Source organism: Francisella noatunensis subsp. noatunensis, assembly GCF_009823375.1.
In the GTDB taxonomy this organism is placed as follows: domain Bacteria; phylum Pseudomonadota; class Gammaproteobacteria; order Francisellales; family Francisellaceae; genus Francisella; species Francisella noatunensis.
Map to the genome: position 1 here is coordinate 1 of NZ_WBSX01000022.1, position 18513 is coordinate 18513.

The following is an 18513-nucleotide window of genomic DNA, read 5'->3' on the forward strand; positions in this document are numbered from 1 at the left end:
TAGCTTTTTAACTTTACAGGATAGCTTATGATTATTTGAAGTTCTGCGGCTTTGATATAGCTTCTGTGCTATCTCAGCATTATAGTCACTATTTATACTAGTGCGATTAAGTTCCTTTTTTATAGCTCTTTCACTATAGCCAATTTTATTGGCTATTTGAGATGTTTGGTATCCTAATTTAAGTAATTCTTCTATACAATATCTATTTGAAAGAGTTAAGTGCTTTGGCATTTTTTAGTTCCTTATCGTTTATTTTAGTTTCGTCAAAACCTAATAAACTATATTTGGAACTCTCTTTCAACTATTTAAAACTTTCAGAATACAATCTAGCGTCTTTAAGCGTATTTATATAATAATCAGTCTTAATTGATTTTTTTATGATTTATACACCAATGTAATTTATAATAATGACTACGTTAATTGAATAACTATTTTTATGAAAATTTATCATAATCCAAAATGTTCAAAATCACGTCAAGCAAAGCAAATTTTGGATCAAAATAATATCAATTATGATACTCATTTATATCTAGATAATCCTTTGTCAGTAAAAGAGATCAAAGAGTTATTAACAAAATTGAAGCTTTCCATAACAGATATCATTCGTACTAAAGAAGCTATTTGGAAGGAGAACTTCAACGATGGTGAATTCACTAGCGATGAGCTTATAGAAATAGTAGCTAACAATCCTAAGCTACTAGAGCGACCGATTATTGAACATAATAATTTTGCTGTAGTGGCACAAGGTCTGACAAGAAAATACAAGAAATATTAAATACATACTAGTTTTGTGTTAGTATTTGAAGAGTGAAATTCTATCAATAGGAGATTTTTTATGCATAAAATATTTTATACATTCACAGATGAGGCACCGGCTCTAGCTACTGGTTCATTTTTACCAATAGTTGAAAGCTTCACAAAAGTTGCAGATATTGAGCTAGAGACAAAAGATATATCACTAGCAGCGCGTATATTGGCTAATTTTAGTGATTATCTTACAGCTGAGCAAAAATGCTCTGATGATTTAGTAATCCTTGGAGAGTTAGCAAAAACTCCAGATGCTAATATTATTAAGCTTCCAAATATTAGTGCATCAATCCCTCAACTTACAGCAGCTATCAAAGAACTTCAGTCAAAAGGCTATAAAATCCCTGATTATCCATTTGAGCCAAAAGATGACAAAGAGCAAGAAATTAAATCTCGTTATGCAAAAGTCTTAGGTAGTGCAGTTAACCCTGTATTAAGAGAGGGTAACTCAGACCGTAGAGTCGCAGATGCAGTTAAAAAGTATGCTGAAAAACATCCACACTCTATGGGTGCATGGACAAAAGATTCTAAATCTCATGTTGCTAGTATGGCTGATAATGATTTTTATGCTAATGAAAAGTCTTATATTGTGCCAAAAGCAACTAAGGTTAAGATAGTTCATACAGATACCAAAGGTACTCAAACAGTACTTAAAGATAGTCTTGCTTTAGAAGAAAAGGAAATCATTGATGCTACTAAGATTTCAGTAAAAGCACTAAGAGAATTCTATAAAACTGAAATCGCTAAGGCTAAAAAAGAAGGCACACTACTATCACTTCATTTAAAAGCTACAATGATGAAGGTTTCTGATCCAATATTATTCGGTCATGCAGTAGAGATTTTCTTTGAAGATGTTTTCAAAAAGTATGCTAAAGAATTTAAAGAGTTTGGTGTAAATCCTCGCAATGGTTGGGGTGATGCAGTAGAAAAGATTAAGCAACTGCCTCAAGATGTCCAAGATAAAATCAATGCTGATATTGAAAAAGTGTTTGCCAAGCAACCAGATATTGCAATGGTTAACTCTGACAAAGGTATTACAAACCTAAATGTCCCAAGTGATGTTATTGTAGATGCTTCTATGCCTGCAGCTATTCGCTCATCTGGTAAAATGTGGAACAAAGATGGCAAGCTTCAAGATATGAAGGCTATGATTCCCGATAGATGTTATGCAGGTGTATATGCCGCAACTATCGATTTCTGTAAAGAAAATGGTGCTTTCGATGTTACTACTATGGGCGATGTTTCTAACGTTGGTCTAATGGCAAAAAAAGCAGAAGAATATGGTTCTCATGATAAGACATTTGAGATTCAAGCAGATGGTAAAGTTGAAGTTATTGATGCAGAAGGCAATGTTATATTTGAGCATAGTGTTGAGAAAGGCGATATTTGGAGAGCATGCCAAACTAAAGATATCGCTGTTAAAGATTGGGTTAAATTAGCTGTTAATAGAGCTAGAATTACTCAAAATCCTGCGATTTTCTGGTTAGATTCAAAAAGAGCGCATGATAGAAACTTAATTGCTAAAGTTAATGAGTATCTGACTTTACATGATACTACTGGTCTAGATATCCAAATTTTGGCTCCGATAGAGGCTACGAAGTATTCTCTAAAGAGAATGAAAGAAGGTAAAAATACAATTTCTGTAACTGGTAATGTTTTGAGAGATTATTTGACAGATTTATTCCCTATCTTAGAACTTGGTACTTCTGCTAAGATGCTTTCTATAGTGCCTCTTTTAGCTGGTGGCGGATTATTTGAAACTGGAGCAGGTGGTTCTGCACCTAAGCATGTTGAACAACTTATTGAAGAAAACCATTTAAGATGGGATTCTTTAGGAGAGTTTTTGGCATTAGGTGCTTCATTAGAAGATCTAGCAATCAAAACTAGAGATCCTAAAATCAAGGTATTAGCAGAGGCATTATCTCAAGCAAACCAAGATTTCTTGGATAATGATAAATCTCCTAAGCGTAAAGTAGGTGAGTTAGACACGAGAGGAAGTCATTTCTATTTGGCTTATTATTGGGTCAAAGCATTAGCTGAGCAAACTAGTAATGCTGAAATCAAAGCTAAATTTGAGCCAATTTATGTTGAACTAAAAGCTAATGAAGATAAGATTGTTAAAGAACTTAACGATGCTCAAGGCAAAAAAATAGATGTTGGTGGTTACTACTTTATGGATAGTGATAAGCTAGCAAAAGTAATGAGACCAAGCAAAACTCTAAACTCAATTTTAGCTAAGCTATAGTCCTTTATTAAGTCAATTATTTCTTATTCATGCTATAATTCTTTATTAAGAATATGCAATTTCTACGATAAAATTATGAAATTTAAAACACTATTATCATTATCAGAGCTTTTTTGGAATATTTTTAAAGATATATTGGTTTTATTGTTTTTGGCTATTTTTGTATTTGTAAGTAGGGTCGTGATGATTTTTCTGAGATTAATCAATAAGGTTCTAAAAATTACTGGTATAAAAAAGCGTCTAATGCAGTAGCATGAATACAAATAAAACTTTATTTACTGATTATCTTAATCAGATACCTAGCAAACTTCGTGGCAAGTTTATATCAGCCATTAATAACAATAAGTTACCAAGACAGCAGTTACTGACTGATTTACAGCTTTTGGCGGAGCAAACTAGCCAAAAGGTCTTGCCTAAGATAACCTACTCGGATCTTCCTGTTGCTGAGAAAGTCAATGATATAAAAAAGCTTATACAGGATAATCAAGTTATCGTTGTAGCAGGAGAGACAGGTTCTGGTAAGTCAACTCAGCTGCCTAAGATATGTCTTGATTTGGGGCTAGGCAAACGCGGATTAATTGGACATACTCAGCCGAGAAGGCTTGCAGCTAGATCTATTGCTAGTAGAGTTGCTACTGAGATTGCTGATCAATCAAAAGTATCTTTTAAAATACGCTTTTCAGATCAAACTTCTGAAAATACTTTAATCAAAGTGATGACAGATGGGGTGCTATTATCTGAAATCAAGAATGATAGGTTTTTATCACAGTATGAGGTTATTATTATTGATGAGGCTCATGAAAGAAGTTTAAATATTGACTTTCTACTTGGCTGTATAAAAAAGATATTACCATATAGACCTGATTTAAAAGTAATCATTACCTCGGCAACTATAGATCATCAGAAGTTTATAGATTATTTTCAAAATGCTAAAGATATTACAATTAGTGGTAGAACATATCCTGTTGAAATCCGTTATCAAAATGATGAGGATTTTGAAGAGTTTTCATTGCAGGAAAGAATATTGTATGCTCTTGATGAACTTGGCAGGGGAGATGTTTTAGTCTTTTTGCCTACAGAAAGAGATATCCATGAAACATTAGCATATTTGAATAAACAAGATCTTAGATTTACAGAGGTTTTACCTTTGTTTTCGAGATTATCAAATAAAGATCAAAACAAAATATTCAATCCAGAAGGCTCTGTACGTAGGGTTATTTTAGCAACTAATGTCGCTGAAACATCTCTAACAGTGCCGCGCATAAAATATGTGATAGACTCAGGCTTAGCGCGAATAAGTAGATACAGCTATCGCACTAAGGTACAACGCCTACCGATAGAGAAAATATCTCAAGCAAGTGCTAATCAAAGAGCCGGTCGCTGTGGTAGATTATCAGCAGGTGTTTGCATACGTTTATATAGTGAAGAGGATTTTAATAATCGTAAAGAATATACCGATCCAGAGATTTTACGTACTAATTTAGCATCTGTTATTTTGCAGATGTTGTTTTTAAAGTTAGGAAGTATCCAAGATTTTCCATTTATAGACTCGCCTGATTCAAGATTTGTTAAAGATGGCTTTAAGCTTTTGTTTGAATTACGAGCTATCTCCGAGCTTAATTATTCAAAGCCTAAAATTACTGATGATGGAATGAAAATGGCAATTATGCCTTTAGATCCTAAGTTAGCAAAAATAGTTATAGAAGGTCATAGACAAAATACACTTAGAGAAATCGTTTCAATTGTTAGCTTTTTAAGTGTACAGGACCCGCGTGAGAGACCTCTGAATTTTCAGCAAAAAGCTGATGAAAAACATGCTGTTGATAAAGATAAATCTTCTGATTTTATAGCGATTTTAAATTTGGCAAATAGACTAAATTCTGATTTAAAAGGCTTATCAAATAGAGAGAAAAAAGAATATTTTAAAAAGAATTTTATTTCACCAGTTAGATTTAATGAATGGAATGATATCTATCGACAAATTGTTGAAGTTATTCACCAGTTTAAATGGAAGTTATCGTCAAATGAAAAGCTTAACTATGAAAACCTGCACAAAGCTATAGCCAGCGGTTTTTTGAGTAACATCGGATTTAATTATGAAAATGCTGAATATCTAGGAGCTAGGGGACTTAAGTTTTTTATATTTCCTGGATCTTCTCAGTTTAAGACAAAGCCAAAATGGTTACTTGCATCGGAGATAGTTGAAACTACCAAGACATACGCTCGTAATGTTGCAAAAATAGAGCCTGAATGGTTAGAGAGCTTAGCAGAGCATCTTATCAAAAAACACTATGATGAGCCTATTTGGAGCAAAAAGCGCAGAGCTGTTGTAGTCAATGAAAGAGTAACTCTTTATGGCTTAGAGATAGTTTCAAAAAGATCTGTACAATACGCTAAGATAAATCCTCAAGAGGCTAGAGAAATATTCATTCGAGATGCTCTTGTAAACGGTGACTTTGATTCTAAAGAGTACTTTTATCAGCAAAATCTCCAGCTTATAAACCAAGTTGAAGAACTTGAAAATAAATTACGCCGAAAAGATATCTTGGTCGATGAAGAAGTAATGTTTGCTCATTATGATAGCTTTATCCCAGATGATGTTTGTAGTGGCGCAACATTTGATAAATGGTTAAAGTCAGTTACAAAAGAACAGCAAAAGGGCTTTATCTTTGATATAGAAAATCTAATGCAGCATGATGCTAAAGAAATCACGCAACAGAAGTTTCCTGATGTCTTAACTATCGCAGATATGCACTTACCATTAGAATATCATTTTGATCCACTAGATGAGAGAGATGGTGCAACCGTTACAGTACCAATAGTTTTCATCAATGATATAAATCCTGCTGTTTTAGAGTGGGGGGTGTATGGTTTTTTGTATGATAAGATTGTCGCTTTATTACGTGCTTTGCCAAAAAATATTCGCAAAAATTGTGTGCCAGTGCCAACTTATGCTCAGGCTATATTTGAGTCAATAGATTTTGATAAGGATAGATACTCTCCTTTGAAGTCTATTATTGCCAAACATATTACGCGAATAGTTGGTTTTGTGGTTGATGAGACAGTATGGCAAAATGAGGAGCTGGAGAAGCATCTTGTGTTGAATGTAAAAGTTGTTGATGAGCATGGTAAAACACTAGCGGTTGGTAAGGATATTAATATATTAAAGCAAAAGCTCAAAAACCTTGTTGCTAAACCAAGACAAGAAATTGATGAGACGGTTTATTATGATTGGGATTTTGCAGATATTGCCATGACTAGTCAAGTCAAAGAGTACGGCATAATAGTCAAAGTCTATAACTGTCTAGAAGAGCATAAAGATGGTGTGAAGTTATCTTATAAGGCAACATTTGATGAGGCTAAGCTATGCATGCGAGAGGCTCTGAAAAGGCTAATCAAGCTACGCTTACAAAATCAGTTATCAAAAAATATCAAAAGTAATGATCTATCAAGCTTATCAATGTCACTAAAAATAAGTGACTCAAAAGATAGTGTGATTGATAAAGCTATAGATTTGAGTTTTTTTGATAATATTGAATTGCCATATACTAAAGTAGATTTTGAAAACTTCTATACTTTAGGAATGCAAAAATTTGCTTCAAATAAAATCAAAGTTGAAGCATTGCTTTTAGAAATAACAAAGTTTAAATCGCAGCTTGAAAAAAAGCTTAATGTTAAAAAAATACCACTTAATTTTATTGAACTTTTTACAGATGTTAGAAATGAGCTTAATGAGCTTTTTACAGATGATTATATGTCTCAACCTGTAGAGTTTTTACAAAGGTATAAATACTATCTCCAAGCTTCGGAGAATAGGTTAGAAAAAGCAAAATTAAATCTCCAAAGAGATCGAGGATATCAAATAGAAGTTGATGAACTAAGATCTAAATTAGCTAAAAAAATAACAGCTAATCATATTGATAAAAATGAGTTTGCTGTTGTAAAAATTTATAATCTAATACAAGAGCTGTGGATATCGTGGTATTTGCAGAATGTTAAGACCATCGAATCAGTATCATATAAGAAAATTTTAGCTTACATAAATGAGATATAGTTATGATACTTTGATATAATTAACAAACTATAGGTATTATTTTTGCTTTATGAAATATTTGTACGATAAAAGAGTTCTTAATTTTGCAGTGATTATAGTTTTGACTATTGTGACTGTTAGCTGGACTTCTTATATTTTTAAGCAAGATGTTAATGCATATCTTCTACTTTCGCTTATTTTTTTGAGATGTTTGACATCTTTTTTACTTTTGCGTGATTATATGGCTAGTTGGCGTAAGTCGACACAGAAGACTTTTTTGCGTAAAGTTTTTATCAATGTTCCTGTGTTTTTTATCGTGGCTTCTGCCTTTTATGGTCAGGTTAGATTCGCACTTATTTTCTCTGAGTTTCTATCTTATGTGTTTTTAATCAATTTGAGTGTATATTTTTATTGGTACCTTACAAATAGAAGTCAAATAGAGAAAACGAAAGCAGCTGTCATTTATGGGGCGGGTGCAGCTGGAACAAAAATAGCTCAAGAGTTATCAGCGACAGGTTATCGTATTAAATTTTTTGTAGATGATGATAAGGCGTTACAAAAGAGAAGTATTGATGGCAAGAGAGTTTTATCAAGCTCGAAATTGCGTAAAGAGCTACGTTCTTCAAGGTTTGATCTGTTAGTTGTTGCGTTGCCTAAAAGCGCTAATCATATAGTTAAAAAAATTTATAAAAAACTAGAATCAAACTTTAATCAGATTAGGATTATGCCTCCTCTTGAGGATGTACTTCAAGACGAAAGTTTTATGTCGCAACTAAAGCCTGTTTCAGTATATGATCTTCTATCAAGAGATTCTAAGAGCCTTGATCAAAAATCTATCTCAAAATTTATCAAAGATAAGGTTATCCTAGTCACAGGTGCTGGTGGTAGTATAGGATCTGAGATTGTTAGACAATGTATTAAGTATGAGGCAAAACAGATAGTTCTACTTGATCATAGTGAGTTTAATTTATATAAGATTACAGAAGAATGTCATGGATATAATATCAAAAGTATCCTATGCTCAGTATGTGATCGAGAATCATTTGCCAAAGTTTTTAGCAAATATTCGCCAAATATAGTTTTTCATGCAGCGGCATATAAACATGTCCCTTTGGTTGAGGAGAATATATCTCGAGCTATCAGAAATAATATTCTAGGCACAAAAAATGCTATAGATTTAGCTATTGATTCAGGGGTTGGCTCATTTATCTTGATATCTACAGATAAAGCTGTGCGTCCGACTAATGTTATGGGAGCCACCAAAAGGGTTTGTGAGTTATACCTACAAAATGTTGAACCAAAAAATACCAAGCTTGCTGCTGTTAGGTTTGGTAATGTGCTAGGAAGTAGTGGTAGTGTTATACCAAAATTTGAAGAGCAAATCAGAAACGGTGGTCCTGTTACTGTCACTCACCCAGAGATTACAAGATATTTTATGCTTATACCGGAAGCGTGTGAGTTAGTATTACAAGCTGGAGCTATTGCCAAAAACTCCGAAGTTTTTGTGTTAGATATGGGTCGGCCTGTTAAGATATTAGATCTTGCTAAGCAGTTTATCAAACTATCAGGTAGAGATGATATCAGTGTCGAGATAATAGGTCTGCGCCCAGGTGAGAAACTGTATGAAGAGCTACTTATTGATGAAAACGATATTGGTACTGAATACAAAGATATTTTCATTGGTAAAAGAACATTCTATGATATCAATGTATTAGAAAGTAATCTTCAAATGTTGTTTAAAGAGCAGCCAAATAAACAGTTGGTATTGTTAAAAACGATTGTTCCAAAGTTTGATCATAAGTTAAATGGGTAGATAATTATGTTGTATAAATTTCTGAAAAGATTTTTGGATATTGTTTTGTCTTTCGTGGGTTTGGTTCTTTTAAGTCCAGTATTTTTGATTGTCATATTAATGATAAAAAAAGACTCAAAAGGTCCGATACTCTTTAAGCAGAAGCGTTATGGTAAGGGTAAGAAGTTCTTTTATATATACAAATTTAGAACAATGTATATAGATACGCCTAAAGATATGCCGACACACTTATTACAAGATCCATCTAAATGTATTATAAGAGTTGGCACTTTTTTGAGAAAGACCTCTTTAGATGAGTTGCCTCAGATTATAAATATCCTAAAAGGTGAAATGAGTATCGTTGGGCCAAGACCTGCATTATGGAGTCAAGATGACTTGATCGCTGAGCGAGATAAGTATGGTGCTAACGATGTACCTGTTGGTTTGACTGGGTGGGCGCAAATCAATGGTCGTGATGAGTTGCCGATTGCTCAAAAAGCCAAACTTGATGGTGATTATGTCAGATACAAAAGTACATGGTTTGATATTAAGTGCATATTTTTGACAGTCTTTTCAGTATTTGCTAGTAAAGGCGTAGTTGAAGGTGGCACTGGTTCACTAGATAACAAAAAAGATAATAAGTAATAATGAAAAAAGTTCTAATTACTGGTTTAAATAGTTATATTGGTAATTCTTTTGAGAAGAATTGCGGAGATGATTTTATAATCGAAAAAATATCACTAAAAGATAAATCATGGCAAACATTAGATTTTAGTAAATATGATACTATATTGCATGTTGCTGGCATCGCACATACTTCAAAAGATCCTTCTTTAAAAGAAAAATACTATGCTGTAAATACTGAATTAACTTATGAGTTAGCCAAGATAGCTAAAAGCTCAGGTGTCAAACAGTTTGTGTTTGTGAGTAGTATAATTGTATACGGAGATAGTGCGCCAATTGAGCAGCAAAAAATCATTACAAAAGATACCCTGCCACAACCGGATGATTTTTATGGAGATAGTAAGCTTCAAGCAGAGCTTAAACTAAAAACTCTAGTGTCAGAAGATTTTAGTGTTGCAATAATCAGACCGCCGATGGTGTATGGTGATGGCTCAAAAGGTAACTATTCTAAGCTTGCTAGACTTGCTAAGTATGCTTTTATCTTCCCTAAAGTAGCAAATCAAAGAAGTGTTATACATATTGATAATCTTGTTAGTCAATTGAAAGATATTCTAAACAATAATTATGCAGGGACATTCTTGCCTCAAGATGATAAGTACTTTTGCACCTCAGAATTTATCAAAGAATATCGACACAAATTGGGTAAAAAAACATATCTAACAGTTATTTTTAACCCATTAATCAAATTACTGGCAACTAAGATAGGGTTTTTGAATAAAGTTTTTGGTAATATGGTATACAAGAAATAGCGTAATTAGACTGTTTTGGTTTGTAGAAAAATGCTTTTAAAAGTAATATAATTTCAGGATGTATAATTTCGTTGTCTAAAGCGATGTTAGAGGATAAGTAGTGGTAAACCTAATACTTTGTGGTGGTAGTGGTACTAGGCTTTGGCCTATCAGTAGGAAGCTCTTGCCAAAACAGTTTGTAAAGATGTTTAGTGATAAATCATTGTTTCAGTTAACTGTTGAGAGAAATTCTAGTTTGTGTGATTCGACAATGGTTGTTTCAAATGAGGGGCAATTATTTTTAGCAAAAGATCAGTTGGATGAGTTAGGTATTCTAGATAAAAGTATCTTTCTAGAAGAGCCTGTTGGTAGAGATACAGCTCCTGCAATTGCTCTGGCATGTATGAAATTAGATCCGCAAGAAATAGTATTTGTAACCCCATCAGATCATGTTATTAATGTTGATGATGAATATAGAAGTATATTAGTTCAAGCTAAGAAATTAGCAAAAGAAGGTTCTCTTGTTACATTTGGTATTACACCAACTTTTGCTAATACTGGATTTGGATATATCAAGTCAGCTGGTAATTTTGATGTAGAGAGTTTCCATGAAAAGCCAAGTGCTACTACAGCAGAGAAGTTTTTGGCAGATGGCTCATATTACTGGAATTCGGGGATGTTTATGTTTCAGGCAGGAGTTTTCTTAGAAGAACTAAAAAAATATTCTCCAGAAATATATGATGCGTGTGTTGAAGCATACGACAAAAGCGATCTAAAGAATTCAGATGCTGTCAAATATGATGATATGATGAGTATTTCAGCTAAATCTATAGATTATGCTGTTATGGAGAAATCTAACAAAATAAAGATGGTTGTTGCTGATATTGTGTGGAATGATGTGGGCAGCTTTGACTCGCTATTTGATCAATTACCTAAAGATGACAACAATAACACGATAAATAGTAATCATATTAGTATTGATAGTAAGAATAACCTGATCCATAGTGAAAAAGGTCCTAAAAAGGTTGCTACTATTGGCGTTGAGGATCTGATAGTTGTTGACAGTGGCGATGCTCTTTTGATTGCTAAAAAAGGTAGTTCACAACGAGTAAAAGAAGTTGTTGAGCTTCTAAGTGATGATCTTAAAAATATCCACTTAACAGCACATAGGCCTTGGGGTACGTATACTGTGCTAGAGGATACTCCTGGTTATAAAATTAAGAAGATAGAAGTTAAGTCTGGCAAAAGATTGTCTCTGCAGAAGCATTATCACCGTAGCGAACATTGGATAGTGGTTTCAGGTACTGCTACAGTGACTAAGGGAGATCAAGAGTTTATTGTTAGGCCTAATGAGTCTGTGTATATTCGTATGGGTGAAGTGCATAGGTTAGCAAATAATGGTAAGATTTCAGTAGTGCTGATAGAGGCGCAAGTCGGTGAATACACTGGTGAAGATGATATCGTTAGATTAGAAGATGATTTTAATAGAATTTAATAAAGTAAATATAAGGATTGCAGATGAAAAAAGTAGCATTAATTACAGGTATTACTGGTCAGGATGGTTCATATTTGGCTGAGTTTTTATTAAAAAAAGGCTATATTGTTTATGGTATCAAAAGAAGAAGTTCACTTTTTAATACTGATAGAATCGACCACTTATACCAAGATCCTCATGTTGAGAATAGAAATTTGATTCTACACTATGGTGATATGACTGATTCTATGAATCTAACGAGAATTATTGCTGGTACTCAACCAGATGAAATCTATAACCTAGCTGCGATGAGTCATGTGCATGTATCTTTTGAAACTCCAGAATATGTTGCTAATGCTGATGGTACTGGTACTTTGAGAATTCTTGAGGCTGTTAGACTTCTTGGATTAGAGAAAAAGACTAAAATCTACCAAGCAAGTACTTCTGAGCTTTATGGTAAGGTTCAAGCAATTCCGCAAAGTGAGACTACACCATTCTATCCAAGATCACCTTACGCAGTAGCTAAAATGTATGCATTCTGGATTACAGTTAACTATAGAGAAGCGTATGACATGTTTGCTTGTAATGGTATTTTATTTAACCATGAGTCTCCAGTGCGTGGTGAGACTTTTGTGACTAGAAAGATTACAAGAGCGGCATCTAAGATAGCGCTTAATCTTCAAGACAAGCTGTATCTAGGTAATCTAGATGCTAAAAGAGATTGGGGTCATGCGAAAGACTACGTAAGAATGATGTGGATGATTCTGCAAGCAGATCAACCAGAAGATTGGGTGATTGCTACCGGTCAGACTACTACAGTTAGAGATTTTGTTAAATTATCATTCGCTTATGCAGGTATACATTTAAGATTTGAAAATGAAGGTGTTGATGAGATCGGTGTGGTTGATTCTGTAGATTTAGCTAGAGCTGAAAAAGTAGGTGTTGACCTATCTCATATCACAGAAGGTCAACTAGTAGTTTGTGTAGATCCTAGATATTTCAGACCTACAGAGGTAGATCTATTATTAGGTGATCCTACAAAAGCTGAACAAAAATTAGGTTGGAGTAGAGAATATGATCTTGAGCATCTTGTAAATGATATGATGGAAAGTGATTTAAAGCTGATGACGAAGGATGTTTACCTAAAAGATGGTGGCTATAGAATAAATAGTTACTTCGAGTAATTTTTATAAATTCTAAATGCTAAATTTTAAATTCTAAGTAAAATCCATGAAAGATAATCTTATACTTGATAAATCGTTTAACTTCTCTATTAGAGTTGTTAAACTTTATAAATATCTATGTGAGAATAAGAAAGAGTATGTTTTATCTAAACAACTAGTTCGTTCTGGCACATCAATTGGTGCTAATATTAATGAGGCTCAAGCTGGTCAATCAAAAGCTGATTTTATTGCCAAAATGTGTATAGCTAGCAAAGAAGCAAAAGAAACCAAGTATTGGTGGATAAACCTTCTTATTAAGACAGATTATTTGGACAAAAATGATAAGCATGTTCAGTCAATTGTCGATGATATTGATGAAATAGTAAAGCTATTAACAAACATAATAAAAAGCTGTCAAAACAAAATTTAAATTTCTCACGAACTTGGGTGGAAAATAGATGGAAAATAATTCAAAATTCAAAATTCAAAATTCAACATTAGATAAATCTGCTAAGATTTATGTGGCTGGACACAGAGGTTTAGTTGGCTCAGCTATTGTTAAAAATCTTCAATCTAAGGGTTATACTAATCTTGTCATGAGGACTCATGTAGAGCTTGATTTAACTAATCAAAAAGCAGTTGAGGATTTTTTCAAGACTGAAAAGCCTGAGTATGTGATTTTAGCGGCAGCTAAAGTTGGTGGGATTGTTGCGAACAATACTTATCGAGCAGAATTTATCTACGATAATATTCAGATTCAAAATAATGTTATCCATCAAAGTTATGTAAACGGTGTGAAGAAGCTTTTATTTTTGGGTAGTACATGTATATATCCCAAAGAGGCTCCACAGCCTATGCCAGAAGATTGCTTATTAACTAGTCTATTAGAGTATACTAATGAGCCGTATGCTATTGCTAAGATAGCTGGTATTAAGATGTGTGAGAGCTATAATTTGCAGTATGGAACAAACTTTATATCTGTGATGCCAACAAATCTATACGGGCCTAATGATAATTTTGATCTTGAGAAGTCTCATGTTCTTCCAGCTTTGATAAGAAAGGCTCATTTAGGTAAGTGTCTTGAAAGCAACAACTGGGATGCTATTAGAGCCGACTTAAAAACTAGTCCTATTGAAGGAGTAGATCATAAATCTTCTCAAGAAGAAATCTTAGCTATACTGGAGAAGTACGGTATACAATTAAACATTGAAAATTCAAAATTCAACACTGCTATTGAAATATGGGGAACAGGTAAGCCAAGAAGAGAATTTTTATACTCTGAAGATATGGCAGATGCATGTGTGTTTTTATTAGAAAATAGAGACTTCAAAGATACCTATTTTAAAGATGCTAAAGAGATAAGAAATACTCATATAAATATCGGTACTGGAGTTGATATCTCTATCAGAGAGTTAGCCGAGCTTATCAAGAGTGTGATTGGCTTCAAAGGAGAGCTTAAATTTAATGTAGATAAACCAGATGGTACTATGGTTAAGCTCACAAATCCTTCTAAACTGCATTCGCTTGGCTGGAAGCACAAAGTAGAGCTTGAAGATGGTATTAGAAAAATTTACGACTGGTATCTATTAAAGTCTTAAATTCTAATTTAATATTCAAAGTCTTTTATTTCTCATAATATTTTTAACATACTTAGTTCTTCGATTGAAATTATGGCTGGCTATTCGTATACTATCATATAAATGTTGAGATTGTTTTATTAGGTGTTTTTATGAAAGGTATAATTCTAGCTGGTGGCAGTGGTACACGACTGTATCCAATTACAAAAGGTGTAAGTAAACAACTTACACCAATATACGATAAGCCACTTATTTATTACCCGCTTTCTGTGCTTATGTTGGCTGGTCTGAAAGATATACTTATAATTACAACAGAACAAGATCAGCCTAGTTTTAAGAATCTTTTAGGAGATGGCACTGATCTTGGCATCAATCTTGAATATATCATACAACCTAGCCCAGATGGACTTGCTCAAGCTTTTATATTAGCTGAGGAGTTTTTGGCAGGTGATTCAGCTTGTCTTGTGCTTGGTGATAATATCTTCTATGGTCATGGTCTACCAGAAATGTTTGCTGAAAGTATCCAAAATGTAGAGAAAGAAAATTGTGCTAACATTTTTGGTTACTATGTTGATGATCCAGAGAGATATGGTGTTGCTGATTTTGATGCGAATGGAAGTGTAATTAGTATCGAAGAGAAGCCGAAGAAGCCAAAATCAAACTATGCGGTTGTGGGCTTATACTTCTATCCTAGTGATGTGGTTGCTAAGGCTAAGCAAGTACAACCATCTGAGAGAGGGGAGTTGGAAATATCTACACTTAATCAGATGTATCTCGATGAAGCACGCCTTAAAGTTAAAACTATGGGTAGGGGATATGCATGGCTTGATACTGGTACACATGAAAGTATGCTCGCAGCCAGCAACTTTATCCAAACTATAGAAGACAGACAAGGGTTGAAGGTTGCCTGTCTTGAAGAAATTGCTTATGAGATGGAGTATATTTCAAAAGAGCAACTTCTTAAATTAGCTCAACCGCTCAAGAAAAATCAATATGGCCAGTATTTGATTAAAAGAGCAAAAGAGCGAGCAGTACTGCGATGAAATTTACACGGGCGCGCATTTATGATGTTGTTATTTGTGAGCCTACTGTTCACGGTGATAGCAGAGGCTATTTTGTAGAGACTTTTCGTGAAGATAGGCTCTTTGATTTCTTAGGTTATAAGATTAACTTCTGCCAGGATAATGAGTCTAAGAGCTCTTATGGCGTGCTTAGAGGCTTACATTATCAGTTAGCACCATATGGACAGACTAAGCTTGTCAGAGTGATTCAAGGTAGAGTGCTAGATGTTGCTGTAGATATTCGTAAGGGTAGTCCTACTTTTGGTCAATATGTTGCGGTTGAATTAAGTGCCGAGAATAAAAAACAATTATTAATTCCTAGAGGATTTGCTCATGGTTTTGTAGTTTTAGAAGATGATACAATTTTTGCTTATAAGGTTGATAACTATTATGCTCCTGAGTGTGATAGAGGTATTGCCTTCGATGATAAAGATATAGCTATTGACTGGCAGATACCTATTGATAAACTCATGCTTTCAGCAAAAGATAAAGTTCAGCCGAAACTCGGCGAGACATTCGATTTGTTTGAGTATGGTAAAAATTATTACTAATGCTGAATTTTGAATTGTAAATTTTGAATTAGTAGTTGATGAGTAATTTGATATAGCGCAAGATATTTAATAAGCATTAAGAATTATGAATGTATTAGTAACAGGTAGTAGTGGTCAGTTAGGCTCTGAATTAAAAGAGTTAGTGTCTAGTTCAAAATTAGAAATTCAAAATTATACCTTTATATTTGCAGATAGTAAGTTGTTAGATATAACAGAACATGAGTCTGTGCGGAGATTTATTATTGATAATAACATTGAGGCTATTATTAATTGTGCAGCATATACTGCTGTGGATAAAGCTGAAACTGATATTGAAATGGCAGATAAGATAAATCATCTTGCTGTTGCTAATATCTCTATGGTTGCAAAAGAGCATGACGTTAAGTTAGTACATATATCTACAGATTATGTTTTTGATGGCCAAAATTATAAGCCGTATATTGAAGCGGATGCTACAAACCCACAAGGTGTTTATGGTGCTACCAAGCTTGCTGGTGAACAAGCAATTTTGGATATAAATCCTAAAAACTCGATAATTATCAGAACATCATGGGTTTACTCATATTATGGTAATAATTTTGTCAAAACAATGCTTCGCTTGGGTAGAGAGAGAGACACTTTGGGTGTTGTATATGATCAAGTAGGTACTCCTACATATGCCAAAGACTTGGCAAAAGTAATATTAGAGATACTGCCAAAAAATCAGAATTCAAAATTCAAAATTTATAATTATAGTAACGAGGGTGTAATAAGCTGGTATGATTTCACAAAAGAAATTATGGTTATTGCAAATGTTGATTGTCAGGTTAATCCAATTGAAACTAAAGATTATCCAACTCCTGCAAAGCGTCCGCATTATAGTGTTTTGAATAAGAGTAAGATAAAATCAGATTTTAATATAGAAATACCGTACTGGAAAGATTCACTAAGAGACTGTATCTATAGAATTTTGAATGATGAATGTTAATCGTGAAATAAATGTTATACCCGCGAAGGCGGGTATAACATAACTAGCTGATTTAGGACAAAGATTCCCACCTGCGTGGGAATGACATAAAGGAATAAAAAATGATCTACAAACCACAAAATATAATGGTGACTGGAGCCGCTGGCTTCATAGGTAGCAATTATGTGCGTATGATGTTATCAAGATATGATGATGTGAAAATAGTATCTTATGACAAACTTACTTATGCAGGTAGTTTAGATAATCTAAAAGATCTAGAAAATGAACATAATCATACTTTTATCAAAGGAGATATATGTGACGAGACTTTAGTATATGAAACTCTTAAGAATCATAATATTGAAACTATAGTACATTTTGCAGCAGAATCTCATGTAGATAACTCAATTGCTAATCCTAAGGTATTTTTGGAGACAAATGTAATAGGTACATTTACACTTTTAAATTGTGCTAAAAGATACTGGTTGGATGAGTTAGGATTAGATGAGACTAATTGTAAGTTCCATCATGTATCTACAGATGAGGTGTATGGTACATTATCAAAAGATGATCCGGCATTCACAGAGACAAAGGCTTATGAGCCTAACTCACCATATTCTGCATCTAAAGCGGGATCTGATCATATTGCTAGGGCATATCATCATACTTATAAATTACCAGTTACGATTTCAAATTGCTCAAATAACTATGGCCCATATCAACATCCTGAGAAGCTAATCCCAGTTGTGATTAATAGCTGTATTAACCAAAAGCCTATTCCAGTATATGGAGATGGCTCAAATATTCGCGATTGGCTGTATGTGGTAGATCATTGTGATGCTATACAAACAGTAGTTGAAAAGGGTGTGATAGGAGAGGTTTATAATATAGGTGGTATTAATGAGGTTGATAATCTGACACTTATAAACACTATATGTAAGCTAATGGATGAGTATAAGCCTGAGCATGCTCCACATAATAGACTAATATCATTTGTTGAAGATAGAAAAGGACATGACTGGAGATATGCTATAGATAATAGCAAGATCCAAAATGAGCTAGGCTGGAAACCATCTCAGGATTTTGAGAAAATGTTTAAAGAAACTATTGAGTTTTATTTGAGATGAGATCCTAATATTGTACATAATAAATGAAAAATTCAGTTTTGTAGTGTTTCTAGTCTAAAAAAATTAAGATTTATTAATGTATCGATATTGTAAGGTGTATTTTTAACAATTTGACTAGGTTTAGATAACTTTATTTTACTAGATTAGACGTGATTTTATACAAATCATTATCTTTATTAGAGCCTTTCCAATTAGCTGTGTAAATTCACTTACATAAACCTCTGAATTCTATCTTCAAATTCGATAGCGAAGTAAGGCATAGCCTCATTCCAATATCTCACAGGCATAGACCATTTTTTAGTCAAATATAATGACTTGAAAACAG

General features: G+C 33.6%; 14 protein-coding genes and 1 pseudogene. 14 read left to right on the forward strand and 1 reads right to left on the reverse strand.

The window, feature by feature from the left end:
* The coding region (locus F8C69_RS03155; RefSeq protein ID WP_159183974.1) for a helix-turn-helix domain-containing protein at positions 1–231 on the reverse strand (231 nt) is incomplete at its 3' end.
* A gap of 205 nt (positions 232–436) precedes the next feature.
* On the opposite strand from F8C69_RS03155, the pseudogene F8C69_RS03160 reads away from it, so the two are divergent.
* The 14 genes and pseudogenes from F8C69_RS03160 to rfbB all read left to right on the forward strand — a co-directional run bounded on the left by F8C69_RS03160 (position 437) and on the right by rfbB (position 18188).
* Positions 437–786 (forward strand): annotated as a pseudogene (locus tag F8C69_RS03160) (arsenate reductase family protein).
* A gap of 49 nt (positions 787–835) precedes the next feature.
* Entirely contained in the window at positions 836–3052 is a 2217-nt protein-coding gene (locus tag F8C69_RS03165) for an NADP-dependent isocitrate dehydrogenase (RefSeq protein WP_159184161.1), read from the forward strand.
* A gap of 253 nt (positions 3053–3305) precedes the next feature.
* The gene (hrpA, locus tag F8C69_RS03170; protein WP_159184162.1) at positions 3306–7106 is read left to right on the forward strand and encodes an ATP-dependent RNA helicase HrpA; all 3801 of its coding nucleotides are present in this window, start codon (positions 3306–3308) and stop codon (positions 7104–7106) included.
* A gap of 49 nt (positions 7107–7155) precedes the next feature.
* Positions 7156–8898, forward strand: coding sequence for a polysaccharide biosynthesis protein (locus tag F8C69_RS03175; RefSeq protein ID WP_159184163.1), 1743 nt, complete (start codon positions 7156–7158; stop codon positions 8896–8898).
* A 6-nt stretch (positions 8899–8904) separates the two neighbouring features.
* Positions 8905–9522, forward strand: coding sequence for a sugar transferase (locus tag F8C69_RS03180; protein ID WP_159184164.1), 618 nt, complete (start codon positions 8905–8907; stop codon positions 9520–9522).
* Positions 9523–9524: 2 nt separating this feature from the next.
* A complete protein-coding gene (locus F8C69_RS03185) occupies positions 9525–10310 on the forward strand; it encodes an NAD-dependent epimerase/dehydratase family protein (RefSeq protein WP_159184165.1) in 786 nt (261 codons plus the stop codon).
* A gap of 100 nt (positions 10311–10410) precedes the next feature.
* On the forward strand, positions 10411–11784 hold the full coding sequence (locus F8C69_RS03190; RefSeq protein WP_159184166.1) for a mannose-1-phosphate guanylyltransferase/mannose-6-phosphate isomerase: 1374 nt from the start codon (positions 10411–10413) through the stop codon (positions 11782–11784).
* A 23-nt stretch (positions 11785–11807) separates the two neighbouring features.
* Entirely contained in the window at positions 11808–12947 is a 1140-nt protein-coding gene (gmd, locus tag F8C69_RS03195) for a GDP-mannose 4,6-dehydratase (protein WP_159184167.1), read from the forward strand.
* A gap of 46 nt (positions 12948–12993) precedes the next feature.
* Positions 12994–13356: a four helix bundle protein gene (locus F8C69_RS03200; protein WP_159184168.1), complete on the forward strand. Its 363-nt coding sequence runs from the start codon at positions 12994–12996 to the stop codon at positions 13354–13356.
* 28 nt (positions 13357–13384) lie between these two features.
* Positions 13385–14524: a GDP-L-fucose synthase family protein gene (locus F8C69_RS03205; protein WP_159184169.1), complete on the forward strand. Its 1140-nt coding sequence runs from the start codon at positions 13385–13387 to the stop codon at positions 14522–14524.
* A gap of 131 nt (positions 14525–14655) precedes the next feature.
* Positions 14656–15546, forward strand: coding sequence for a glucose-1-phosphate thymidylyltransferase RfbA (gene rfbA / locus F8C69_RS03210; protein ID WP_159184170.1), 891 nt, complete (start codon positions 14656–14658; stop codon positions 15544–15546).
* The gene (rfbC, locus tag F8C69_RS03215; protein WP_159184171.1) at positions 15543–16115 is read left to right on the forward strand and encodes a dTDP-4-dehydrorhamnose 3,5-epimerase; all 573 of its coding nucleotides are present in this window, start codon (positions 15543–15545) and stop codon (positions 16113–16115) included. Before rfbA ends, rfbC begins: the two co-directional genes overlap by 4 nt.
* Positions 16116–16200: 85 nt before the next feature.
* Positions 16201–17082 carry a dTDP-4-dehydrorhamnose reductase gene (rfbD, locus tag F8C69_RS03220; protein WP_159184172.1) on the forward strand — a complete coding sequence of 294 codons (882 nt, stop codon included), beginning with the start codon at positions 16201–16203 and terminating at the stop codon, positions 17080–17082.
* Between the two features lie 101 nt (positions 17083–17183).
* Positions 17184–18188, forward strand: a complete 1005-nt coding sequence (gene rfbB, locus F8C69_RS03225; RefSeq protein ID WP_159184173.1) for a dTDP-glucose 4,6-dehydratase — start codon at positions 17184–17186, stop codon at positions 18186–18188.
* Positions 18189–18513: the final 325 nt, after the last annotated feature.

Coding starts and splice junctions, on each gene's coding strand:
- F8C69_RS03205 (WP_159184169.1), top strand. CDS start 13,385: ATGGAAAATAATTCAAAATTCAAAATTCAAAATTCAACATTAGATAAA.
- gmd (WP_159184167.1), top strand. CDS start 11,808: ATGAAAAAAGTAGCATTAATTACAGGTATTACTGGTCAGGATGGTTCA.
- F8C69_RS03200 (WP_159184168.1), top strand. CDS start 12,994: ATGAAAGATAATCTTATACTTGATAAATCGTTTAACTTCTCTATTAGA.
- rfbA (WP_159184170.1), top strand. CDS start 14,656: ATGAAAGGTATAATTCTAGCTGGTGGCAGTGGTACACGACTGTATCCA.
- rfbD (WP_159184172.1), top strand. CDS start 16,201: ATGAATGTATTAGTAACAGGTAGTAGTGGTCAGTTAGGCTCTGAATTA.
- F8C69_RS03180 (WP_159184164.1), top strand. CDS start 8,905: ATGTTGTATAAATTTCTGAAAAGATTTTTGGATATTGTTTTGTCTTTC.
- F8C69_RS03185 (WP_159184165.1), top strand. CDS start 9,525: ATGAAAAAAGTTCTAATTACTGGTTTAAATAGTTATATTGGTAATTCT.
- F8C69_RS03165 (WP_159184161.1), top strand. CDS start 836: ATGCATAAAATATTTTATACATTCACAGATGAGGCACCGGCTCTAGCT.
- rfbC (WP_159184171.1), top strand. CDS start 15,543: ATGAAATTTACACGGGCGCGCATTTATGATGTTGTTATTTGTGAGCCT.
- F8C69_RS03175 (WP_159184163.1), top strand. CDS start 7,156: ATGAAATATTTGTACGATAAAAGAGTTCTTAATTTTGCAGTGATTATA.
- hrpA (WP_159184162.1), top strand. CDS start 3,306: ATGAATACAAATAAAACTTTATTTACTGATTATCTTAATCAGATACCT.
- rfbB (WP_159184173.1), top strand. CDS start 17,184: ATGATCTACAAACCACAAAATATAATGGTGACTGGAGCCGCTGGCTTC.